The organism is Pseudomonas sp. PS01299 (assembly GCF_029960145.1).
In the GTDB taxonomy this organism is placed as follows: domain Bacteria; phylum Pseudomonadota; class Gammaproteobacteria; order Pseudomonadales; family Pseudomonadaceae; genus Aquipseudomonas; species Aquipseudomonas putida_A.
This window is the reverse complement of sequence record NZ_JASCPO010000016.1, coordinates 1-17,672: the sequence shown is the minus strand read 5'-3', so window position 1 is coordinate 17,672 and position 17,672 is coordinate 1. Positions and strand designations below refer to the sequence as shown.

General features: G+C 61.5%; 12 protein-coding genes. 8 read left to right on the top strand and 4 right to left on the bottom strand.

The window, feature by feature from the left end:
* Positions 1-181: 181 nt before the first annotated feature.
* A complete protein-coding gene (locus QMX91_RS05735; protein ID WP_282412388.1) occupies positions 182-6,595 on the bottom strand; it encodes a non-ribosomal peptide synthetase in 6,414 nt (2,137 codons plus the stop codon).
* 488 nt (positions 6,596-7,083) lie between these two features.
* Between QMX91_RS05735 and QMX91_RS05730 the strand changes: the two genes are divergently transcribed.
* The 4 genes from QMX91_RS05730 to QMX91_RS05715 all read left to right on the top strand — a co-directional run bounded on the left by QMX91_RS05730 (position 7,084) and on the right by QMX91_RS05715 (position 10,610).
* Positions 7,084-7,878: a helix-turn-helix transcriptional regulator gene (locus tag QMX91_RS05730; RefSeq protein ID WP_282412387.1), complete on the top strand. Its 795-nt coding sequence runs from the start codon at positions 7,084-7,086 to the stop codon at positions 7,876-7,878.
* Positions 7,879-7,962: 84 nt separating this feature from the next.
* Positions 7,963-9,369 carry an AdeC/AdeK/OprM family multidrug efflux complex outer membrane factor gene (gene adeC, locus QMX91_RS05725; protein ID WP_282412386.1) on the top strand — a complete coding sequence of 469 codons (1,407 nt, stop codon included), beginning with the start codon at positions 7,963-7,965 and terminating at the stop codon, positions 9,367-9,369.
* A 156-nt stretch (positions 9,370-9,525) separates the two neighbouring features.
* Positions 9,526-10,131: an SCO family protein gene (locus tag QMX91_RS05720; protein ID WP_047599796.1), complete on the top strand. Its 606-nt coding sequence runs from the start codon at positions 9,526-9,528 to the stop codon at positions 10,129-10,131.
* Positions 10,131-10,610, top strand: a complete 480-nt coding sequence (locus QMX91_RS05715; RefSeq protein WP_027613130.1) for a copper chaperone PCu(A)C — start codon at positions 10,131-10,133, stop codon at positions 10,608-10,610. Before QMX91_RS05720 ends, QMX91_RS05715 begins: the two co-directional genes overlap by 1 nt.
* Before the next feature lie 69 nt (positions 10,611-10,679).
* On the opposite strand, the gene QMX91_RS05710 is transcribed toward QMX91_RS05715, so the two are convergent.
* Positions 10,680-11,174, bottom strand: a complete 495-nt coding sequence (locus QMX91_RS05710; protein WP_098968295.1) for a hypothetical protein — start codon at positions 11,172-11,174, stop codon at positions 10,680-10,682.
* 183 nt (positions 11,175-11,357) lie between these two features.
* Between QMX91_RS05710 and QMX91_RS05705 the strand changes: the two genes are divergently transcribed.
* Together QMX91_RS05705 and QMX91_RS05700 are read left to right on the top strand one after the other, a co-directional pair.
* A complete protein-coding gene (locus tag QMX91_RS05705; protein WP_003224193.1) occupies positions 11,358-11,732 on the top strand; it encodes a hypothetical protein in 375 nt (124 codons plus the stop codon).
* A complete protein-coding gene (locus QMX91_RS05700; protein WP_098968294.1) occupies positions 11,729-11,926 on the top strand; it encodes a helix-turn-helix transcriptional regulator in 198 nt (65 codons plus the stop codon). Before QMX91_RS05705 ends, QMX91_RS05700 begins: the two co-directional genes overlap by 4 nt.
* Before the next feature lie 39 nt (positions 11,927-11,965).
* Here the strand turns inward: QMX91_RS05700 and QMX91_RS05695 are convergent, their stop codons facing one another.
* A complete protein-coding gene (locus tag QMX91_RS05695; protein ID WP_171061923.1) occupies positions 11,966-12,127 on the bottom strand; it encodes a hypothetical protein in 162 nt (53 codons plus the stop codon).
* Positions 12,128-12,235: 108 nt separating this feature from the next.
* Here QMX91_RS05695 and QMX91_RS05690 point away from each other — a divergent pair, with 108 nt between their 5' ends.
* A complete protein-coding gene (locus QMX91_RS05690) occupies positions 12,236-14,467 on the top strand; it encodes an LTA synthase family protein (RefSeq protein ID WP_210559035.1) in 2,232 nt (743 codons plus the stop codon).
* A gap of 45 nt (positions 14,468-14,512) precedes the next feature.
* On the opposite strand, the gene QMX91_RS05685 is transcribed toward QMX91_RS05690, so the two are convergent.
* Positions 14,513-14,944, bottom strand: coding sequence for a hypothetical protein (locus QMX91_RS05685; protein WP_098968292.1), 432 nt, complete (start codon positions 14,942-14,944; stop codon positions 14,513-14,515).
* A 360-nt stretch (positions 14,945-15,304) separates the two neighbouring features.
* On the opposite strand from QMX91_RS05685, the gene katG reads away from it, so the two are divergent.
* On the top strand, positions 15,305-17,575 hold the full coding sequence (katG, locus tag QMX91_RS05680; RefSeq protein ID WP_282412385.1) for a catalase/peroxidase HPI: 2,271 nt from the start codon (positions 15,305-15,307) through the stop codon (positions 17,573-17,575).
* Positions 17,576-17,672 lie beyond the last annotated feature (97 nt).

Here is a 17,672-nt window from a genome sequence, read left to right as displayed (position 1 = left end):
GGGATAACCTGCTGTAAATACGAGAAAAAGGAGCGCGCAGCCGCGAGTCCGTGCCTGCTGTGCGCAGCCTGGAAAAACTAAAACATCGGGGCTTGCGGGGCTGACATGGGAAGCGGGGACAAGCCGCCGGCTCGGCCGCCGCAATCCCCCACAGGGTTTGGTTTACACAATCAATTCCGGGCTAGAGCCGGCGTTTGCGATTGAGGCTCGGGATGGTGGTTTGCGGGATGAACACTTGCTGCGCCTCGGGTGTGGTGCTGAGCGCCAGTGCCGCCAGCGTCGGCTGGCTGAACAGCGCACGGGCGTCGGTGTGCAAACCGCTCTGACGCATGCGCGCCACCAGACTCACCGCCAGCAACGAATGCCCGCCGAGTTCGAAGAAGTTGTCATGGCGACCGACCTGTTCGACGCCAAGCACTTCGCTCCAGATCTGCGCCAGCGCGGTTTCGACTTCACCCTCGGGTGCCACGTATGGGCGATTGATGACTGCGTCGGCTCCCGGCTCCGGCAAGGCTTTGCGATCGATCTTGTCGTTTGGTGTCAGCGGCAAAGCGTCGAGCCGCACAAACGCGCCGGGCACCATGTACTCCGGCAAACGCTCCAGCACTTGGCCGCGCAAGGTTTCCAACGATGGCGCGTCGATGCCGGCGCGCAAGCTGTACCAGGCCACCAGACGCTCATCGCGGACCATCACCACCGCCTCGCGAATCGCCGGATGTTCGATCAACCGTGCCTCGATTTCCCCCGGCTCCAGACGCAAGCCCCGCAGCTTGATCTGGAAGTCGTTGCGGCCGAGGAATTCCAGTTCCCCATGATTGTTGTAGCGCGCCAAATCGCCAGTGCGGTACAGGCGATCACCCGCCACAAACGGGCTGTCGATGAAGCGCTCGGCCTGCATTTCCGGCAAACCGTGATAACCACGCGCCACGCCGACGCCGCCGATGTGCAACTCACCGCTGACGCCATGTGGCACTGGTTGACCGTACGGATCAAGCACGTACAGCCGCGTGTTGCTCAGTGCTGTGCCGATTGGCACCACGTTGTCCGGCACCGGCATGTCCGGTTCCAGCGTCCAGCCTGTGCTGTCCACCGTGGTTTCAGTCGGGCCATAAACGTTGTGCAACCGCACCCACGGCAGGCGATCGCGCACTTGGCGGGCCAGCGCTGCGCTGAGTTCGCCACCACCGTTGAGCACATCGGTCAGGCTGGTGCACTGTTCGACACCGTCCTGCTCAATGAACTGCTGCAGTAACGCAGGAACGAATTTGACTACGGTGACCTGATGCTCGCGAATGGTCTGCACCACATAGGCCGAATCGCGGTTGCCGTCCGGTCGCGCCAGTACCAGACGCATCCCGGAACACAGCGGCCAGAAGATCTCCCACACCGAACTGTCGAAGCTGAACGGCGCTTTTTGCAGCAGCGCACCGTGTTCGGTCGGCGGACTGAGCTGCGAGCCCCAGTGCACCATGTTGCAGGCGCTGCGATGCTCGATCATCACGCCTTTGGGCAATCCGGTGGAGCCCGAGGTGTAGATCATGTAAGCGAGATTCGAAGCATTCAGGCCAGGCACCTGCGGATTTCCTGACGGCTGCAGCTCCCAACTGCCGTGATCCAGATTGATCAGCGGCACACTCGGTTCGCCGAGCAATTGCCGCGTGGCGCCATGCACCAGCAGTGCGACCGGCGCGCTGTTCTGCAACATGTAATTCAGGCGCTCCAGCGGATAGTCCGGATCCAGCGGCACATAGGCGCCGCCAGCCTTGAGGATGCCGAGCAAACCAACGATCAGATCCAGTCCGCGCTCGACGCAGATTGCTACGCGCGAGTCCGGTTGCACGCCGAGTTCACGCAGGTGATGGGCCAGACGATTGGCGCGCTGATTGAGCTCAAGGTAAGTCAGGGTTCCCTGCGCGGATTGCAGCGCGATGGCGTCCGGCTTACGCCGCACCTGTGCTTCGAACAACGCGTGCAGTGGCTGGTCCAGCGGACAATCGACCTCGGTGGCGTTGAACGTGATCAGCAAACGTTGCAACTCCTCGGCTTGCAGGATCGGCAAGCGGTTCAACAGTTGTTGCGGAGTCTGCTCCAAGGCCTGTACCAGGCCGCTCAACGCGGTTTGCATGTAGCCGCAAATCCGCTGCGCGCCGATCTGCGCCACGGCCCTGCCGGTGAGGCGCAAGCCGTTGCCAAAATCATCCACGCTCATGGTCAGCGGGTAATTGGTGCGCTCCTCGTTGGCCAGGGTTTCGATGCCTTGCCAGGCCTGGCTGGACGGCTCCAGCAGTTCGGACTCGTCACTGTGCCGATAATTGAGCAGAGCGCTGAACAACGGTGACGGCGAGGCGACGCCGCTGCAGCGCTGGGCCAGTGCCAGCGAAGCGTGCTCATGCCCGAGCAGCGCGGTCAGCCGCGCATGGGTGGCGCGCACCGCGTCCAGCACTCCGGCATCGACATCGATGCGCAACGGCAAGCTGTTGATGAACACGCCCAAGGCCCGGTCGGCGCCCTCGCCGCCTTGCATACGCCCCATCAGCACCGTACCGAACACCACACGCTGTTGGCCCGACGTCGCTGCCAGCACCCGCGCCCAGGCCAGATGAATCAGACTCGCCACGCTGACCCCGGCCTGTCGTGCTTGGGTGCGCAGACGCTGATAGACGTCAGCCAGCAACGCCTGCTGCGCTTCGTCGATGCCGCGTCCGTCGCCCTGCACTTCCTGCAGGCCGAATGGCAGGGTCGGCTCGTCGATGTCCGCCAGTTGCTCACGGAAAAACGCCTCGTGTTCCTGCTCGCTGACGCCCAGCCGCGTCTGCGCCACGTAATTGCGATACGGCACCGGCGGCGCCAGCGCCACGACCTGCCCCGACAGACTGGCCCGCATTTCGCTGCGCATCACTTCGAGGGCGATGTGATCCATCGCCAAGTGATGGAACAGCAGAATCCCCACCACCCGATCCAGCGCCGGATCACGGGCATACACCAGGCGCATCAGCGGCGCCTGGCTAACGTCGAGGCGATAACGCCGGGCACTGAAGCGCTGGTGCAACTGGTCGATGATCGGGCCGTCGGCCGGGTCCAGCTCGACCTCCTGCAACGGCAGAATCGCCTCGCGCCACACCACCTGCACCGGGGTGCTCAGGCCTTCCCAGAGCACCGAAGTGCGCAGAATGTCGTGCCGCGCCATGACTTCTCGCAACGCTGCGGCGAAAGCCTCGACGCGCTCAAGACTGTCGAACGCCAGTTGCGATTGCAGCAGGTACGGATCGCCCTGCTCAGCGGTGATGTGGTGGTAGAGAATGCCTTCCTGCAGCGGTGCCAACGGATAAATATCCTGCACGTTAGCCGCGCCGCCCGGCACCGTGGCGACGACCCGTTCGATGTCCGCCTGCTGCAGTTGCACCAGCGGCAGCATCTCTGGCGCGATATGGGTGCAATCGGCGGCGATGCGGTTGGCCGGCACTTCGATCTCCCGACCGCTGCCGACCGAAGCCGCCAGCGCCGCCAGGGTCGGCTGACTGAACAGCACGCGCACGTCGCTGCTCAGATCGAGCTGACGCATGCGCTCGATCAGAATCACCGCCAGCAACGAATGCCCGCCGAGTTCGAAGAAGTGATCGTGACGCCCGACCCGCTCGACTTGCAGGACTTCGGCCCAGATCTGCGCCAGGGCGATTTCGACCTCACCCTGCGGCGCCTCGTATTCGCGGCGGATCAGATCGTCCGGCCCGGGCGCCGGCAGCGCCTTGCGATCGACCTTGCCGTTGGCGGTCAGCGGCAGCGCCGACAGACGCACATAGGCGCTCGGCAGCATGGCACTGCTCAGGCGAGTTTTCAGCTGCGCGTGCAGCTCATTGATGTCCAGCGGCGCCTGCTCGGTGAACCACGCCAGCAATTGCCCGTCGCGCACCAGCACCACCGCTTCGCGCACCGCCGAATGGCTGGCGATTGCGCTCTCGATCTCCCCCGGCTCGATCCGGATGCCACGGATTTTCACCTGATCATCGTTGCGCCCCAGGTACTCGAGATTGCCGTCGGCGCGCCAGCGCGCGAGGTCGCCGGTGCGGTACAGGCGCGCGCCCGGTTCAGCACTGAACGGATCACGCAGGAAGCGTTCGGCGCTCAGCTCTGCGCGGTTCAGGTAACCGCGCGCCACCCCGGCCCCGCCGACGTACAACTCGCCCGTCACGCCCAGCGGCACCGGTTGCTGCTGCTCGTCGAGCAGATACACCGTGGCGTTGCTCACCGGTTTGCCGATGTGCAGCGCCTGCCCGGCGTCGATACGTCCCGAGGTCGCCACCACGGTGGCTTCGGTCGGGCCGTAGTTGTTGATCACTTCGAACGATGGCTGACGCGGGAACTGACGCAGGCGATCGCCACCGATCAGCAGCGTGCGCAACGTCGGGTGATCGAGCTGGCGGCTGAACGCGTATTCGGCGATCGGCGTCGGCAAGAAGCTCACGTCCAGCGGCTGCGCACGCCACCAATCGAGCAGCGCATCGATGTCTTCGCTGCCCTCGCTGGCCGGCGCCAGGTGCAGGGTCGCGCCCACGCACAGCGCCGGCCAGACTTCCCAGGCCATCGCATCGAAACCGAAACCGGCCAGGCTCGAGGTATGGCTGCCGGCATGCAGGTCGAAGACATCAGCGTGCCAATCGACCAGATTGCACAGGGTGCGGTGCTCGACCATCACCCCCTTGGGCAGGCCGGTCGAGCCGGAGGTGTAAATCACATAAGCGAGGTTGGCCGGGGTCAGCCCCGGCACCTTCGGCGCGCCGACATGTTCGGCGGGCCAGCTCGGCTGATCCAGTTCGATCACCGGCACCGACAACGCCGGCAAATGCCCGCGTAGCGCGCGCTGGGTCAGCACCGCGATGGGCGCGCTGTCCTCCAGCAGGTAGCTCAGGCGCTCGGCTGGATGCGTCGGATCCAGCGGCACATAAGCGGCGCCAGCCTTGAGGATCGCCAACAGCCCGACCAGTGTGTCGAGGCCGCGCCGGGCAACGATCGCCACCCGGTCATCCGGGCGCACCCCGAGATCGAGCAGATGATGAGCCAGCGCGTTGGCGCGCTGATTGAGCTCGGCATAGGTCAGGCCTTGCCCTTGCTCAACCGCCGACAGCGCCTGCGGCCGTAGCGTCGCCTGCGCTTCGACACGCTGCTGAATGGTCGTCGGGGCCGGGTAGTCCACCCGCGTGGCATTCCACTGTTGCAGCAGCGCGGTTTCTTCCGGCGTGCTCAGATCGAAATCCGTCACCGCCAGGTTCACCGCTTCCAGCCCCTGCTCCAGAATCAGCAGCCAGCGTTCAGCCAGTGCCTGGACTTCATCGGCGTTGAAATACGCCTCGCTGTAGATCAGGTACAGCCGCGCGTCGTCATTGGCCAGATTGCTCAGCAAGTGCACCGCCAGCGGTGTGGCCTCTTCGACGTTCGAGGCCTTGATAATCCGTCCCGACGCCTCGCCGTAGCGATAATCATGAGTGCCCTGCTCGTAGGACACCGTGACCTCGAACAGCTGTGAGCGCTCCTCCCGCAGCAGGCCAAGGGCGCGGTTCATCTCACTCACGGGGAAGCGCTGATGGCGGAAATCCTTGCGCAGTTCCTCACGGATCGTACTCACCAGTTCAGCGAACGTGCAGTGGCGACCGAAGCCCATACGCACCGCACTGACCTGGGCGAACAGCCCAAGCGTGGATTTGAAGCGCGCGCCGGAGCGGTTGAGAATCGGCAATCCAACCACCCATTCGTCACGTTGTGCGGTGCGGCTGAAGTAGACATGCAGCGCCGCCAGCAACACATGGAACGCCGACGCGCCGAACGCTCGGGCCACCTGCTGCATGCGCTCGTGCAGCAGCGCCGGCAAAGGCTGCGCGTAGACCTGCGTCTGCGCAGTTTGACCGGCCAGGCTCTGCTGATGCCGTGGCAGCAACAGCGGCTCGGGCAATTGTCGGTACTTGTCCAGCCAATAGGCGCGATCCTGCGCATAACGCGGCGACGCGTGATAGCGCGCATTGTCCTCGATGAAGTCGATGTACGACGGCGCCGCGACCGGTGTCGGTTGGCCGTGTGCCAGCGCGTTGTAGATCTCGTCCAGCGACTTGAACATTTCGCCGAAGCCCCAGCCATCGACGATCAAGTGATGAGCCTGCACGGACAGCCAGTGTCGCTGCTCATCGAGACGGATCAACAGAAAACGCAACAGGCAGCCGCCGTCCAGTACAAAGGGCTGATCGATTCGCGCCTGCACCAATGCCCGCGCCGCCGATTCCGGGTCGCTGTGCGCCGACACATCGTCGATCGGCATCGGCACCGCTACTGACCGGGCGAACTGCTGCAAAGGCAGGCCATCGGCGCCGGCGCCCGGCAGTAGAATCGTGCGCAGCGCGTCATGCCGGGCTACCAGTGCTTCCAGCGCAGCCTGCATCCGCGCCGGATCCAGCGGCCCGCTGAGGTCCAGGTAGCCGCCGATGTTGTACAGCGGCGAATCCCCGCGACTCAGCTGATCCAGCCAGATATCCAGCTGCGCAGCGGTCAGCGGATACGTCTGGAGCGATGCGGACGGCGTGGCCACCGCAGGGGCAGAAATAGGCGGCATAAGATCCTTCTCATGTGATTTTGCGCCTATTCAAGCATCGGCCCTGATGCCGACATGACACGTAAAACCCGGACAACCCCGCCCCGGGGGCTGGCCTGTCAGCGCTTGTAACCCCTGATTGGGTGGGAACCCACTAAAAGTTCGGAGAGGAAACACTGAAAATCCTGTAGGAAAAATGCCACACACCAGCGCTGCCATCGACCTGCGTTGTGACCTCAAAAAAACGCCACTGCCCCGGTTTTCAAGGTCTTGCCGTGACCAAACAGTCACGTGATGCGCAACACCTGTAGCAAACGGCGTCAGAAGCCCGGCGCCAACTTTCAGAAATGATGGCACTTTGTGTCCCTGTTTTCCCCTACAGACGTAGGACAAATCCATAGGCTTAAATCCCGCCCCAGATCAGTTTCAAGGAGAGACGATTGCGTGGGCGGCTTTTGCATAAATAGCGGACGACTCGGTGATGACTCGGAACCAGGGATGACAAGGATATGAATCTGACCGGCAGCATTCGCAACATGGAAAACCCGCATTTCTACTGGCAACTGGGGGAACTGATTGCCAGCACCGGCGACGATCATTTCGCCAGCAACCTGTTCCAGTTGGTCGACACCCTGGTGCCGGTCAATCGCGTCGATCTCAGTGAGTGGACGCTGGACGAACGTCAGGCCAGCGTGGTCGAGATCAAGGCGCTGGGCAGCGCCGGACTGCCGCAGACCTTCCCGCCATCGGACCCGTTGAAAAGTCCGGACGATCATCCGTTGTTGCAGAAGATGATCGAGATGAATGATTCCCTGCTGATTCAACTCAAAGCGTCGCTCCAGCCGCAACATCCGCAGCACAGCGTGCACCAGTGCAATCTGGTGTCCCGCACCTCTAACCGCCGCTGTGTCATCTCGTTCTACCGACCGCATACGCAACGGGTGTTTTCCCTGCCGGAACTGTCGTTTCTGAAAAGCCTGTCCGACACCCTGCTGCCGCTGATTGAACGGCACGCGCAGCTCAGTCGGCAGATTGTCGCCAAACAACCGCGCCTGCCCTTGGCCGATCTGGAGCAGGCGCCGTTGCAGCAGGTGTTCGACGAACGCCTGGCGCTGGGTGGCATCGTGCTGTCGGCGCGGGAAAAGGAAGTCTGCCTGGGTCTGCTGACCGGCGGTACCGTGCCGCAACTGGCCGAGAAGCTGCGGGTCAAGAGCAGTTCGGTCGAGACCTACCTCAAACGGGCGACCGCCAAACTGGGGGTCAGCGGACGGCACGGTCTGGCGCGCTGGATGGCTGGGGCATAACCGCGCGGCCGTGGTTCAACGGTGTTTGATGATGGTGTGGGGACGCAGTGCCCGGCACGTGTTTTTTCTGCATGAGAGCGTTCGATGCTGCGCATTTCCCTGCTGTCCCTCGCCGCCCTGCTGGCCGGTTGTTCGTTGATTCCCGAGTACCAGCGCCCTGCCTCACCGAGCGCGGCGCAGTATCCGCAAGGCGCGGTTTACCCGGCACCGAAACCCGCCGCAGCGCGCACTGAAGACTGGCGCACGCTGTTCAACGACCCGGCGCTGCAACAGTTGATTGAAAGCGCGCTGGTGAACAATCGCGACCTGCGGGTCGCGGCGCTGAACGTCGAGGCGTTCCAGGCGCAGTATCGGATCCAGCGCGCCGATCTGCTGCCGGCGGTATCGGCCAATGCCAGCGAGTCGCGCCAGCGCATGCCGCCCAGCGTGACCCGCAGCAAAGCCATGATCAATTCGACCTATGCGGTGAATCTGGGCGTCAGTGCCTATGAACTGGATTTTTTCGGTCGGGTGCGCAGCCTCAGCGAACAGGCGCTGCAAACCTGGCTGGCGACCGAACAGGCGCGGCGCAGTGCCGAGCTGAGTCTGGTGGCCAACGTCGCCAATGCCTACCTGACCTGGCGCGCCGATCAGGAGTTGCTCGAACTGACGCGCCAGACCCTGGCCGCCGATCAGCAAAGTCTGCGCCTGACCACGCGCAACCGTGAGGCCGGCAAGTCTTCGGCGCTGGAACAGGCGCAGGCGCAAACCAGCGTCGACAGTTCGCGAGCCAATCTGGCGCGATACAAACGCCAGGTGGCGCAGGATCTCAACAGCCTGACACTGCTGGTTGGCGCGCCAGTCCCCGAGCAACTGCCGGCGCAACCACTGGCCAGCGATCTGGTTCAGCAACTGCCGGCCGGGTTGCCGTCGGACCTGCTGCAACGGCGCCCGGACATTCTCCAGGCCGAGTACAAACTGAAAGCGGCCAACGCCAACATCGGTGCAGCGCGCGCGGCGTTTTTCCCCAGTGTCAGCCTGACCGCCAGCGCCGGCACTTCCAGCCGCGATCTGTCCGGCCTGTTCAGCGCCGGCTCCGGGGCATGGACGTTCCAGCCGCAAATCAACTTGCCGATTTTCAACGCCGGCAGCCTGCGCGCGAGTCTGGATTATTCGAAATTGCAGAAAGACGTCGCGGTCGCCGAATACGAGAAATCGATTCAAACCGCGTTTCAGGAAGTTGCCGACGGCCTGGCAGCGCGCAGCACTTATCAGCAGCAATTACAGGCACAGCGCGATCTGGTGCAGGCGACTCAGGACTACTACAACCTGGCGCAACACCGTTATCAGAATGGCGTCGACAGCAGCCTGACGTTTCTCGATGCACAGCGTTCGCTGTTCAGTTCACAGCAGGGGCTGATCACTGATCGTCTTGCGCAGCTGGTTGCCGAGGTCAACCTGTACACCGCGCTGGGCGGCGGCTGGCAGGCCGATGAGGCCCGGGTTCAGTAGCCCCTCGTCACTTTTTCTTACACCTTTTGTCGCCCGATCCGACGCCGCGCGGCGATCCGTGGCCGGCGTCTGCCGTCAGTTTGGTATCATGCGCCGCTTTTACGGTTAACCCCCCGCCAGTCCTGCCGACTGACGGGCTGCAAAAGGCGGTATTAGATGACGGCTTTGTTGACTCGCCGCAAGGTGCTTGCGGGAATGGGCGTGCTGGGCCTGGGCCTGCTCGCCGGCTGCGACACCCGTGGCCAACTGTCGTACAAGTACGGCAAGGACCTGAGTGACAAGATCCTCGGACGCACCTTCAAGCTGAAGAACACCGACGGCGAAACCATGACGCTGTCGAGCTTTCGCGGGATGATGCCGATGATCTTCTTCGGCTTCACCCAATGCCCGGCGGTGTGCCCGACCACCCTCGCCCGCGCCGCGCAAATCAAGAAGCTGATGGGCAAGGACGGCGACCGTCTGCAGGTGATCTTCATCACCCTCGACCCGGAACGCGACACGCCGCAGATCCTCGACGCCTACGTCAAAGCCTTCGACCCGAGCTTCGTCGCACTGTACGGCACGCTGGAAGAAACCCAGGCCACCGCCAAGGAATTCGACGTGTTCTTCGAGAAGGTGCCGGCCGGCGACACCTACACCATCTCCCACACGTCCACCAGTTACGTCTACGACTCGCGCGGCCAGTTGCGCATGGGTCTGTCTGTATCGCTTTCGGCACAAGAGTGCACGGAAGATTTGCTCACCGTTATGGAGGTCTGCTGATGCACCCCGTTTTGAACAACATCAAACGCGCCGTTTTCGCCCTGTCCCTGCTGGGCCTGGCGTTTCAAGCCTCGGCTCAGACCAAGGTCGATGATGCCTGGGTGCGTGCGACCGTGCCGACCCAATCGGCCAGCGGCGCGTTCATGACCGTCACCGCTGACAGCGACAGCAAACTGCTGAGCGTGGCCTCGCCAGTGGCCAAGGATGTGCAGATCCACGAAATGTCGATGAAGAACGACGTGATGAGCATGGGCCCGGTCAAATCGGTCGACCTGCCAGCCGGCAAAGCCGTCACCTTCGACCCGAACGGCTACCACGTGATGCTGATGGGCCTGACCGGCCAGCTCAAGGAAGGCGAAAGCGTACCGCTGACCCTGACCGTGGAAAACGCCAAGGGCGAGAAAGAAACCGTCGAAGTCAAAGCCGAAGTGCGTGCGCTGACGCACATGGAAGGCCACGATCACAGCAAGATGCATTGATCTGACTTGGCGGTAATAAAAAGGGGCGGCCTGATTGATGATCAGGTCGCCCCTTTTTTATCGCGCATGTCAGCCGCGCTTGCGGGCCAGTGCATTGCGCACGCTTTCTCTCGACATCCCCGAGCGCGATGCCGCCGCAGTTTTCTCCACGGGCGCCGCCGCCAACTGCTGCTTGCGCTTCAACACCTGACTCCAGCGATAACCGAGATAACCGGCCGCCGCGAAGAATCCCAGCCAACCAGTGATCAGGTTGACCACCGTCCACAGCCCAAGGGTGATCAGTACGGTTTTCCAGGTGAACAGCTTCAGGTTGTTGTCGACGGGCACCGTTTCAACCGGTGCCTGCTGCGCCACTGGAATCTGCTGCACTCCATCCAGATCAAAGCGCAATGAGAAGTCCGCCCCCGGCACCTGGACATTTATCTGATTGCCTTCAGCGGTATGCACCCGCACTTCTCCATTGACGACCGACACCGAGCTGAAACTGATCTGGGTTTCGTGATGAATCTCGCCGTTGACTAAGGTCACGACCGTTCGTTGTTCGCCATTGGGGGTGTCGCGCATGTCGATTCCTTGAGAACTCCACGTCGGACGACGTGCGAAGGGAAAATCCGTTGGGCTCGAATGCTACTGAGTGGCCATCAGGCTGTCCAGAAACAACCCGGTCGAGGTTTATGGAAAGCTTGCTTTACATAAGGAAAAATTTTAGCAAGTATGTAAAGGGTCTTTTACACAGGAAGTTGAAGAATGAACCGGTACTACCTTGAAATGGGCGCGGCGTTGATCCTCTATATGCTGGTGTTGACGGCCTCAGTGATCGCTACGCAATACCTGACGGATGCCAACATGATTCTGCGTTCAGCCGTCGCGCTGACACCGATTATCCCGGCAGGATTGATGTGCTGGAGCATCGTGCGCAACATGCGGCGCATGGACGAAATGCATCTGCGTATACAGTTCGAAGCGCTGGGATTTGCCTTCGCCGCCTCAGCGCTGCTGACCTTCAGTTACGGTTTTCTGGAAAACGTCGGCGCCCCACACATACCGTGGACTTGCGTGTGGCCTGTGATGGGCGCCATGTGGATTCTCGGCCTGCAAATCGCGCGACGTCGCTACCAATGAAAAATCGCCTCAAGGCACTCCGCGCCGAGCGCAACTGGTCGCAGGTCGATCTGGCTGAACGCCTCAAGGTGTCGCGCCAGACGATCAACGCCATCGAAAACGAGCGTTATGACCCTAGCCTGCCACTGGCGTTTCAGATTGCCCGGGCGTTCGAGTTACCGATTGAAAGCATCTTCGACGACGGTTTGGACTGATCGCCGAATTGGCTGACGGTGGGCGATGCCTCAGAGTTGTCAGCTGCCGGCATCGCCATGCACTTCTTCGATTCCAGCTGCCGTCGTGGTGTGGCTTTCATACAGTGCGGGCGACTTCCTTAAACAGCCTGAAACAATAAATCTGCCGTCGATAGCAGCGCGCCCATTCGCCGCTATCGAGCTGACACGAACGCCGGTCATGGCTTCAGGCCCTTTACCGCGCTTGCGAGAGCAGATCAGCCGCGTGTTTAAAAGGGCGATCAGACAGCCCACCCTTGGTATCATCGCGCACACTTTTATGACGGTTTGATGGCTGGAAGGTCTTTGTTTGTGAGCGTTTTATTGCGTTGGTTGCGGCAGCCGCATGCCCGCCTGTTTTCCCTGATTCTGCTGGTGCTGATCGTACCGGTGTGCCTGCGCGCGGCGTTGGGCTGGTCGTCGTCGCTGGGCTATTTGTCCGACCTGGCGAGTGGCAGTTTGCTGGTGCTGTTGCTGCATCGCCGCGCGTGGTGGCTGGCGTTGCCGTTGCTGCTGTTCTGGGGGTTGCTGGCGGTGGCGACGGCGGAGTTGGTCAGCGCTGTCGGCCGGTTGCCGACCCCATCCGACCTGCATTACCTGATTGACCCGCAGTTCGTGGAGAACTCCACCGGTGGCGGCTTTGCCCATCCGGCGCTGGGCGCGGCCCTGTTGCTGGCGCTGCTGCTCTGGTTGCTGACGCGTTTCGCCAATCGCGCGCAGCCCGCTGCTGCCCTGCCCCGTGCCGTGTGGGCCGCACCGGCGCTGCTGTTCGCCGCGCACTGGGGCGTGCAAAACCAGTGGCCAAGCGAGGAAGATCCGTGGCGCCTGTACAACCTGCCGCATCAGTTGCTCGCCTCGCAAGTCGCCGAGCTGCAGTTGCAGGCCGAGGAATGGCTGGACGGTGACGTCGAAGAGCCCGCGCCACAGATGGCCGGGTTGACCGATCTGGATCTCAATGGCCACAAGCTGCTGGCCGCACCGGGTCAGGCGCGCAATGTGCTGATCATCGCCCTGGAAGGCATCCCCGGCGCGTACATCCGCGCCAATCGCGAGGCCATCGGCAGTCATTATCAGGAAGACCTGATGCCCCATCTCAGCCGCTGGGCCGAGCGCGGCATGAACACCCCGGATTACGTGCTGCATACACACCAGACCATTCGCGGCCTGTACGCCATGCTTTGTGGCGATTACGACAAGCTCAACAACGGCACGCCCAAAGGCGTGGAAATGCTCACCCAGCAGGAGCGCAATCAGGCCTGCCTGCCGGCGCAGCTGCGGCAGAACGGCTTCAGCACTCATTACCTGCAAGGCGCCGGTCTGCGTTTCATGGCCAAAGACAAGATCATGCCGCACATCGGTTTCGATGCGACCCATGGTCTGGAATGGTTCACTAACGCCAATTATCTGGAGTTTCCGTGGGGCAAGGATGACAAGGCGTTCTTCGAAGGCGCGCTGGATTACGTCGGCCAACTGAAGAAGCAGAAGCAACCGTGGATGCTCACCCTGCTGACTGTCGGCACCCACCAGCCCTACTCCGCACCGGAAGACTATCTGGCGCGCTACGAGACGCCGAAACAGGCCGCCGTCGGTTATCTGGACGATGCGCTGGAGCAGTTCCTCAGCGGCCTCGAACGCCAGGGCGTGCTCAAGGACACGCTGGTGGTGATTACTTCGGACGAATCCCACGGCATCGATGGCGTGCGTCTGGCGTCGTCCTGGGGCTTCAACCTGACGCTGGCGCCGGAACACGAGCAACTGCCGCGACTGAATGCCGGGGTGTATGGGCATGTCGATCTGAGTGCGTCGATCCTCGACTATTTCGATCTGCCGGTGCCGTCGGCGCTGAGCGGCCGTTCGCTGTTTCGCGATTACGACAGCGGACGCGAAATCATGTCCTACACCAACGGTAAACTGCGCTACCACAACGGCCAGGGAATCTTTTCCGAGTGCGACATGCCGCGCCGTTGTCGCTACTACGAAAGCGCCGGTTTCATTGCCGAGCGCGCCACCTTCAAGGGTACCGAAAGCAGCCAGCAGGCCCGACAGATAGCCGCGCGGGCCATGGCGCTGGACCTGTCACTGCTGCGCACCCCGCTCAATCAGCGTTACCAGTTCGGCAGCAACAACGTCATCCCGCTACAGGCGCAGATCAAGGATGACTGGGCCGATAACCTGATCGGTGCGCAATACCTGGAAATGCCCAAGGGCTCGCACACTCGTGTGCGCCTGACCGTGCGCTCGGTGGACCCGCAGCAGGCGGCGTACATTCAGCTCAAGGCCAAGGAGTTCGAACAGGACGTGCAACTGGGCCTGCCGACCGAGATGGTCGCCACAGCCGATCAGCCGCTGGAGATGGATTTCAGCTTCGACAACCCGCAGCAACGCAAGGCTTTCTCGTTTCATTTGCTGGGTTATGGATTGGGTGCGGTCGAGGTCACGGATTTCAGTGTGATTACTGAATTGCCGGGGCAGGAAGATCCGCTGGATGCGTTGCCCGATGATGAGACTGTGCAATCGAGTTGAAATCAGGGAAGGGACGGATTGGCTGGATCCGTCCCTTTACGTCTGCTAAACAAGCTTGATATTAAAATCCCCCTCTATTTCCCCTCCATCAGGAAAATCAAAATAGATCTTTCCTGTAACGCCGACTCGCGCATGTTCCTTTTTCAAGAACGTCAGTTTTGCCCGTCCTGATTTAATAAGTTGATAATTGTCATTGTCAGCCGCGGTCCAACTCAAGTCACCTGTGTAGCACGTCACCTCATGAGGTCCGTCACCAACCAGGCTCTTTGGAACGCAGAAAGCTACATGCCCTCGATTGTTGTCATCAGCTCCAATAATCATGAAGTCATTTGCTGCTATATAAAAAGTCGCATTCTCCTTCGTCGCCGACAAGAAATTTCTTCCACCAATAGATGCACTGAACTCACCATTAGAGCCGCGACCAATCTCCTGCAGCAACGCATCAAGTTGCTCTTTTGTATTAATTGATTTGTTCATCCGAATGCATTCCAAAATAGTTTTATAGTGATGATTGGCTCTCAAAAAATCTTGAGACCGTTGCTTCCGCTGACAAAGCTAATGCGCCATTACTTCGAGCGCTACTGTCATATCTGACAGGCCGCTAGCCCAATTCGAAATAAAAAGTTCAATATTTAAAATCATTAACGGCGTTATCAAACCAGTTTTCGGCAAAGTATCAGCCAGCTATGGAATAGACCCGCGTTACCAGGGTCTCGAAAGACTGCGCCTATCACGCTCCAATAGTCGGCCTATTAGCTGACTGCCCAAGTCGGGTCTAGCCTTACTAGTCCGAAGTCGGCATGAGCCGGCCGCACAAGACCTGATAAGGACTCGAACATGGCAAACGAATCGAAATGCCCGTTCAACCACGCCGCCGGTGGTGGTACGACGAACCGTGACTGGTGGCCGAATCAACTGAACCTGAAGATCCTCAGCCAGCACTCGCCCAAGTCCGATCCGCTGGGCAAGGACTTCGACTACGCCAAAGCCTTCCAGAGCCTGGACTTCCAGGCCCTGAAACAAGACCTGCGTGCGCTGATGACCGACTCCCAGGACTGGTGGCCAGCCGACTTCGGCCACTACGGCCCGCTGTTCATCCGCATGGCCTGGCACAGCGCCGGCACCTATCGCACCGCCGATGGCCGCGGTGGCGCCGGCTCCGGGCAACAGCGTTTCGCTCCGCTCAACAGCTGGCCGGACAACGTCAGCCTCGACAAAGCGCGGCGCCTGCTGTGGCCAATCAAACAGAAATACGGCCGCAATATTTCCTGGGCCGACCTGATCGTGCTCACCGGCAACGTTGCACTGGAATCCATGGGCTTTAAGACCTTCGGCTTCTCCGGTGGACGTCCCGATGTGTGGGAACCGGACGAAGACGTGTATTGGGGTTCGGAGCGCGAATGGCTCGGCGGCGACAGTCGCTACGGCAAAGACAAGTCGGCCATGCAGGAACCGGGTGACGGTACGCTGGTGGCCGAACCGGACTTGCACGGCAAAGAGCAAAGCCGCACCGATCAGGGCGAACGTAATCTGGAAAATCCGCTCGCAGCGGTGCAGATGGGCCTGATTTACGTCAATCCGGAAGGCCCTGAAGGCAATCCCGACCCGGTTGCCTCCGGTCGCGATATCCGCGAAACCTTCGGCCGCATGGCCATGAACGACGAGGAAACCGTGGCGCTGATCGCTGGCGGTCACGCCTTCGGCAAAACCCACGGCGCCGGCCCGGCCGACAATGTCGGGCCTGAGCCGGAAGCGGCCGGGCTGGAAGAACAAGGCCTCGGCTGGCGCAACGCATTCGGCACCGGCAAAGGCGCCGACACCATCACCAGTGGCCTCGAAGTCACCTGGACCACCACTCCGACTCAGTGGAGCAACAACTACCTGGAAAACCTGTTCGGCTTCGAGTGGGAACTGTTCAAAAGCCCGGCCGGTGCGCACCAGTGGAAACCGAAGAACGGCGGCGGCGCTGGCACCGTTCCGCACGCGCACGATCCAAGCAAGAAGCTTTCGCCGACCATGCTCACCTCCGACCTGGCGCTGCGTTTCGACCCGATCTACGAGCCGATCGCCCGCCGTTTCCTGGCCAATCCTGATCAATTGGCCGACGCCTTCGCCCGCGCCTGGTACAAACTGATCCACCGCGACATGGGCCCACTGTCGCGCTACCTCGGCCCGGAACTGCCGAACGAAGAACTGCTGTGGCAGGACCCGATTCCCGATGCCACTCACCCACTGATCGACAGCAACGATGCGGCAGCGCTGAAAAGCAAAGTGCTGGCTTCCGGCCTGTCGGTGTCGCAACTGGTGTCCACCGCCTGGGCCGCGGCATCGACCTTCCGTGGTTCGGACAAACGGGGGGGCGCCAACGGCGGACGTCTGCGTCTGGCCCCGCAGAAATTCTGGCAGGCCAACCAGCCGGAGCAACTGGACAAGGTGCTGAAGACCCTTGAGGGCATTCAGAACGAGTTCAACGCCGGATCATCCGGCAAGAAAGTCTCGCTGGCGGATCTGATCGTGCTGGCGGGTAACGCCGGGGTCGAGCAAGCGGCGAAAAACGCCGGGCACTCGGTCTCTGTGCCGTTCAATCCAGGACGCACCGACGCGACTCAGGAGCAAACCGATGTCGAGTCGTTTGGTTTCCTCGAACCGATTGCCGATGGTTTCCGCAACTACAGCAAGGGCAAATACACCGTGTCGGCCGAAGCGCTGCTGATCGACAAGGCGCAACTGCTCACCCTCTCCGCTCCGGAAATGACCGTACTGGTCGGTGGTCTGCGGGTATTGGGGGCGAACGTCGGGCAAAGCCGGCATGGCGTGTTCACCTCGCGCACGGAAACCCTGAGCAACGACTTCTTCACCAACCTGCTGGACATGGGCGTGGAGTGGAAGCCGACGTCAGCGGCAGCGGACGAGTTCGAAGGACGCGACCGCAAGACCGGTAGCGTGAAGTGGACGGCGACGCGGGTTGATCTGGTGTTTGGTTCCAACGCGATACTGCGCGCGCTGGCCGAGGTGTATGCGAGTTCTGACGCGAAGGAACAGTTCGTCAAAGACTTCGTGGCGGCGTGGGCCAAGGTGATGGAGCTGGATCGATTCGACCTGAAATAACGGAAAACGCAAAAACCTGTGGGAGCGGGCTTGCTCGCGAATGCGGTATACCAGTCGACATCTCCGTGTCTGACACACCGCGTTCGCGAGCAAGCCC

Excerpts from the sequence above, each read along its gene's own strand:
- QMX91_RS05705 (WP_003224193.1), top strand. The coding sequence starts at position 11,358 with ATGAACCGGTACTACCTTGAAATGGGCGCGGCGTTGATCCTCTATATG.
- adeC (WP_282412386.1), top strand. The coding sequence starts at position 7,963 with ATGCTGCGCATTTCCCTGCTGTCCCTCGCCGCCCTGCTGGCCGGTTGT.
- QMX91_RS05730 (WP_282412387.1), top strand. The coding sequence starts at position 7,084 with ATGAATCTGACCGGCAGCATTCGCAACATGGAAAACCCGCATTTCTAC.
- katG (WP_282412385.1), top strand. The coding sequence starts at position 15,305 with ATGGCAAACGAATCGAAATGCCCGTTCAACCACGCCGCCGGTGGTGGT.
- QMX91_RS05695 (WP_171061923.1), bottom strand. The coding sequence starts at position 12,127 with ATGACCGGCGTTCGTGTCAGCTCGATAGCGGCGAATGGGCGCGCTGCT.
- QMX91_RS05685 (WP_098968292.1), bottom strand. The coding sequence starts at position 14,944 with ATGAACAAATCAATTAATACAAAAGAGCAACTTGATGCGTTGCTGCAG.
- QMX91_RS05710 (WP_098968295.1), bottom strand. The coding sequence starts at position 11,174 with ATGCGCGACACCCCCAATGGCGAACAACGAACGGTCGTGACCTTAGTC.
- QMX91_RS05715 (WP_027613130.1), top strand. The coding sequence starts at position 10,131 with ATGCACCCCGTTTTGAACAACATCAAACGCGCCGTTTTCGCCCTGTCC.
- QMX91_RS05735 (WP_282412388.1), bottom strand. The coding sequence starts at position 6,595 with ATGCCGCCTATTTCTGCCCCTGCGGTGGCCACGCCGTCCGCATCGCTC.
- QMX91_RS05720 (WP_047599796.1), top strand. The coding sequence starts at position 9,526 with ATGACGGCTTTGTTGACTCGCCGCAAGGTGCTTGCGGGAATGGGCGTG.
- QMX91_RS05700 (WP_098968294.1), top strand. The coding sequence starts at position 11,729 with ATGAAAAATCGCCTCAAGGCACTCCGCGCCGAGCGCAACTGGTCGCAG.
- QMX91_RS05690 (WP_210559035.1), top strand. The coding sequence starts at position 12,236 with ATGGCTGGAAGGTCTTTGTTTGTGAGCGTTTTATTGCGTTGGTTGCGG.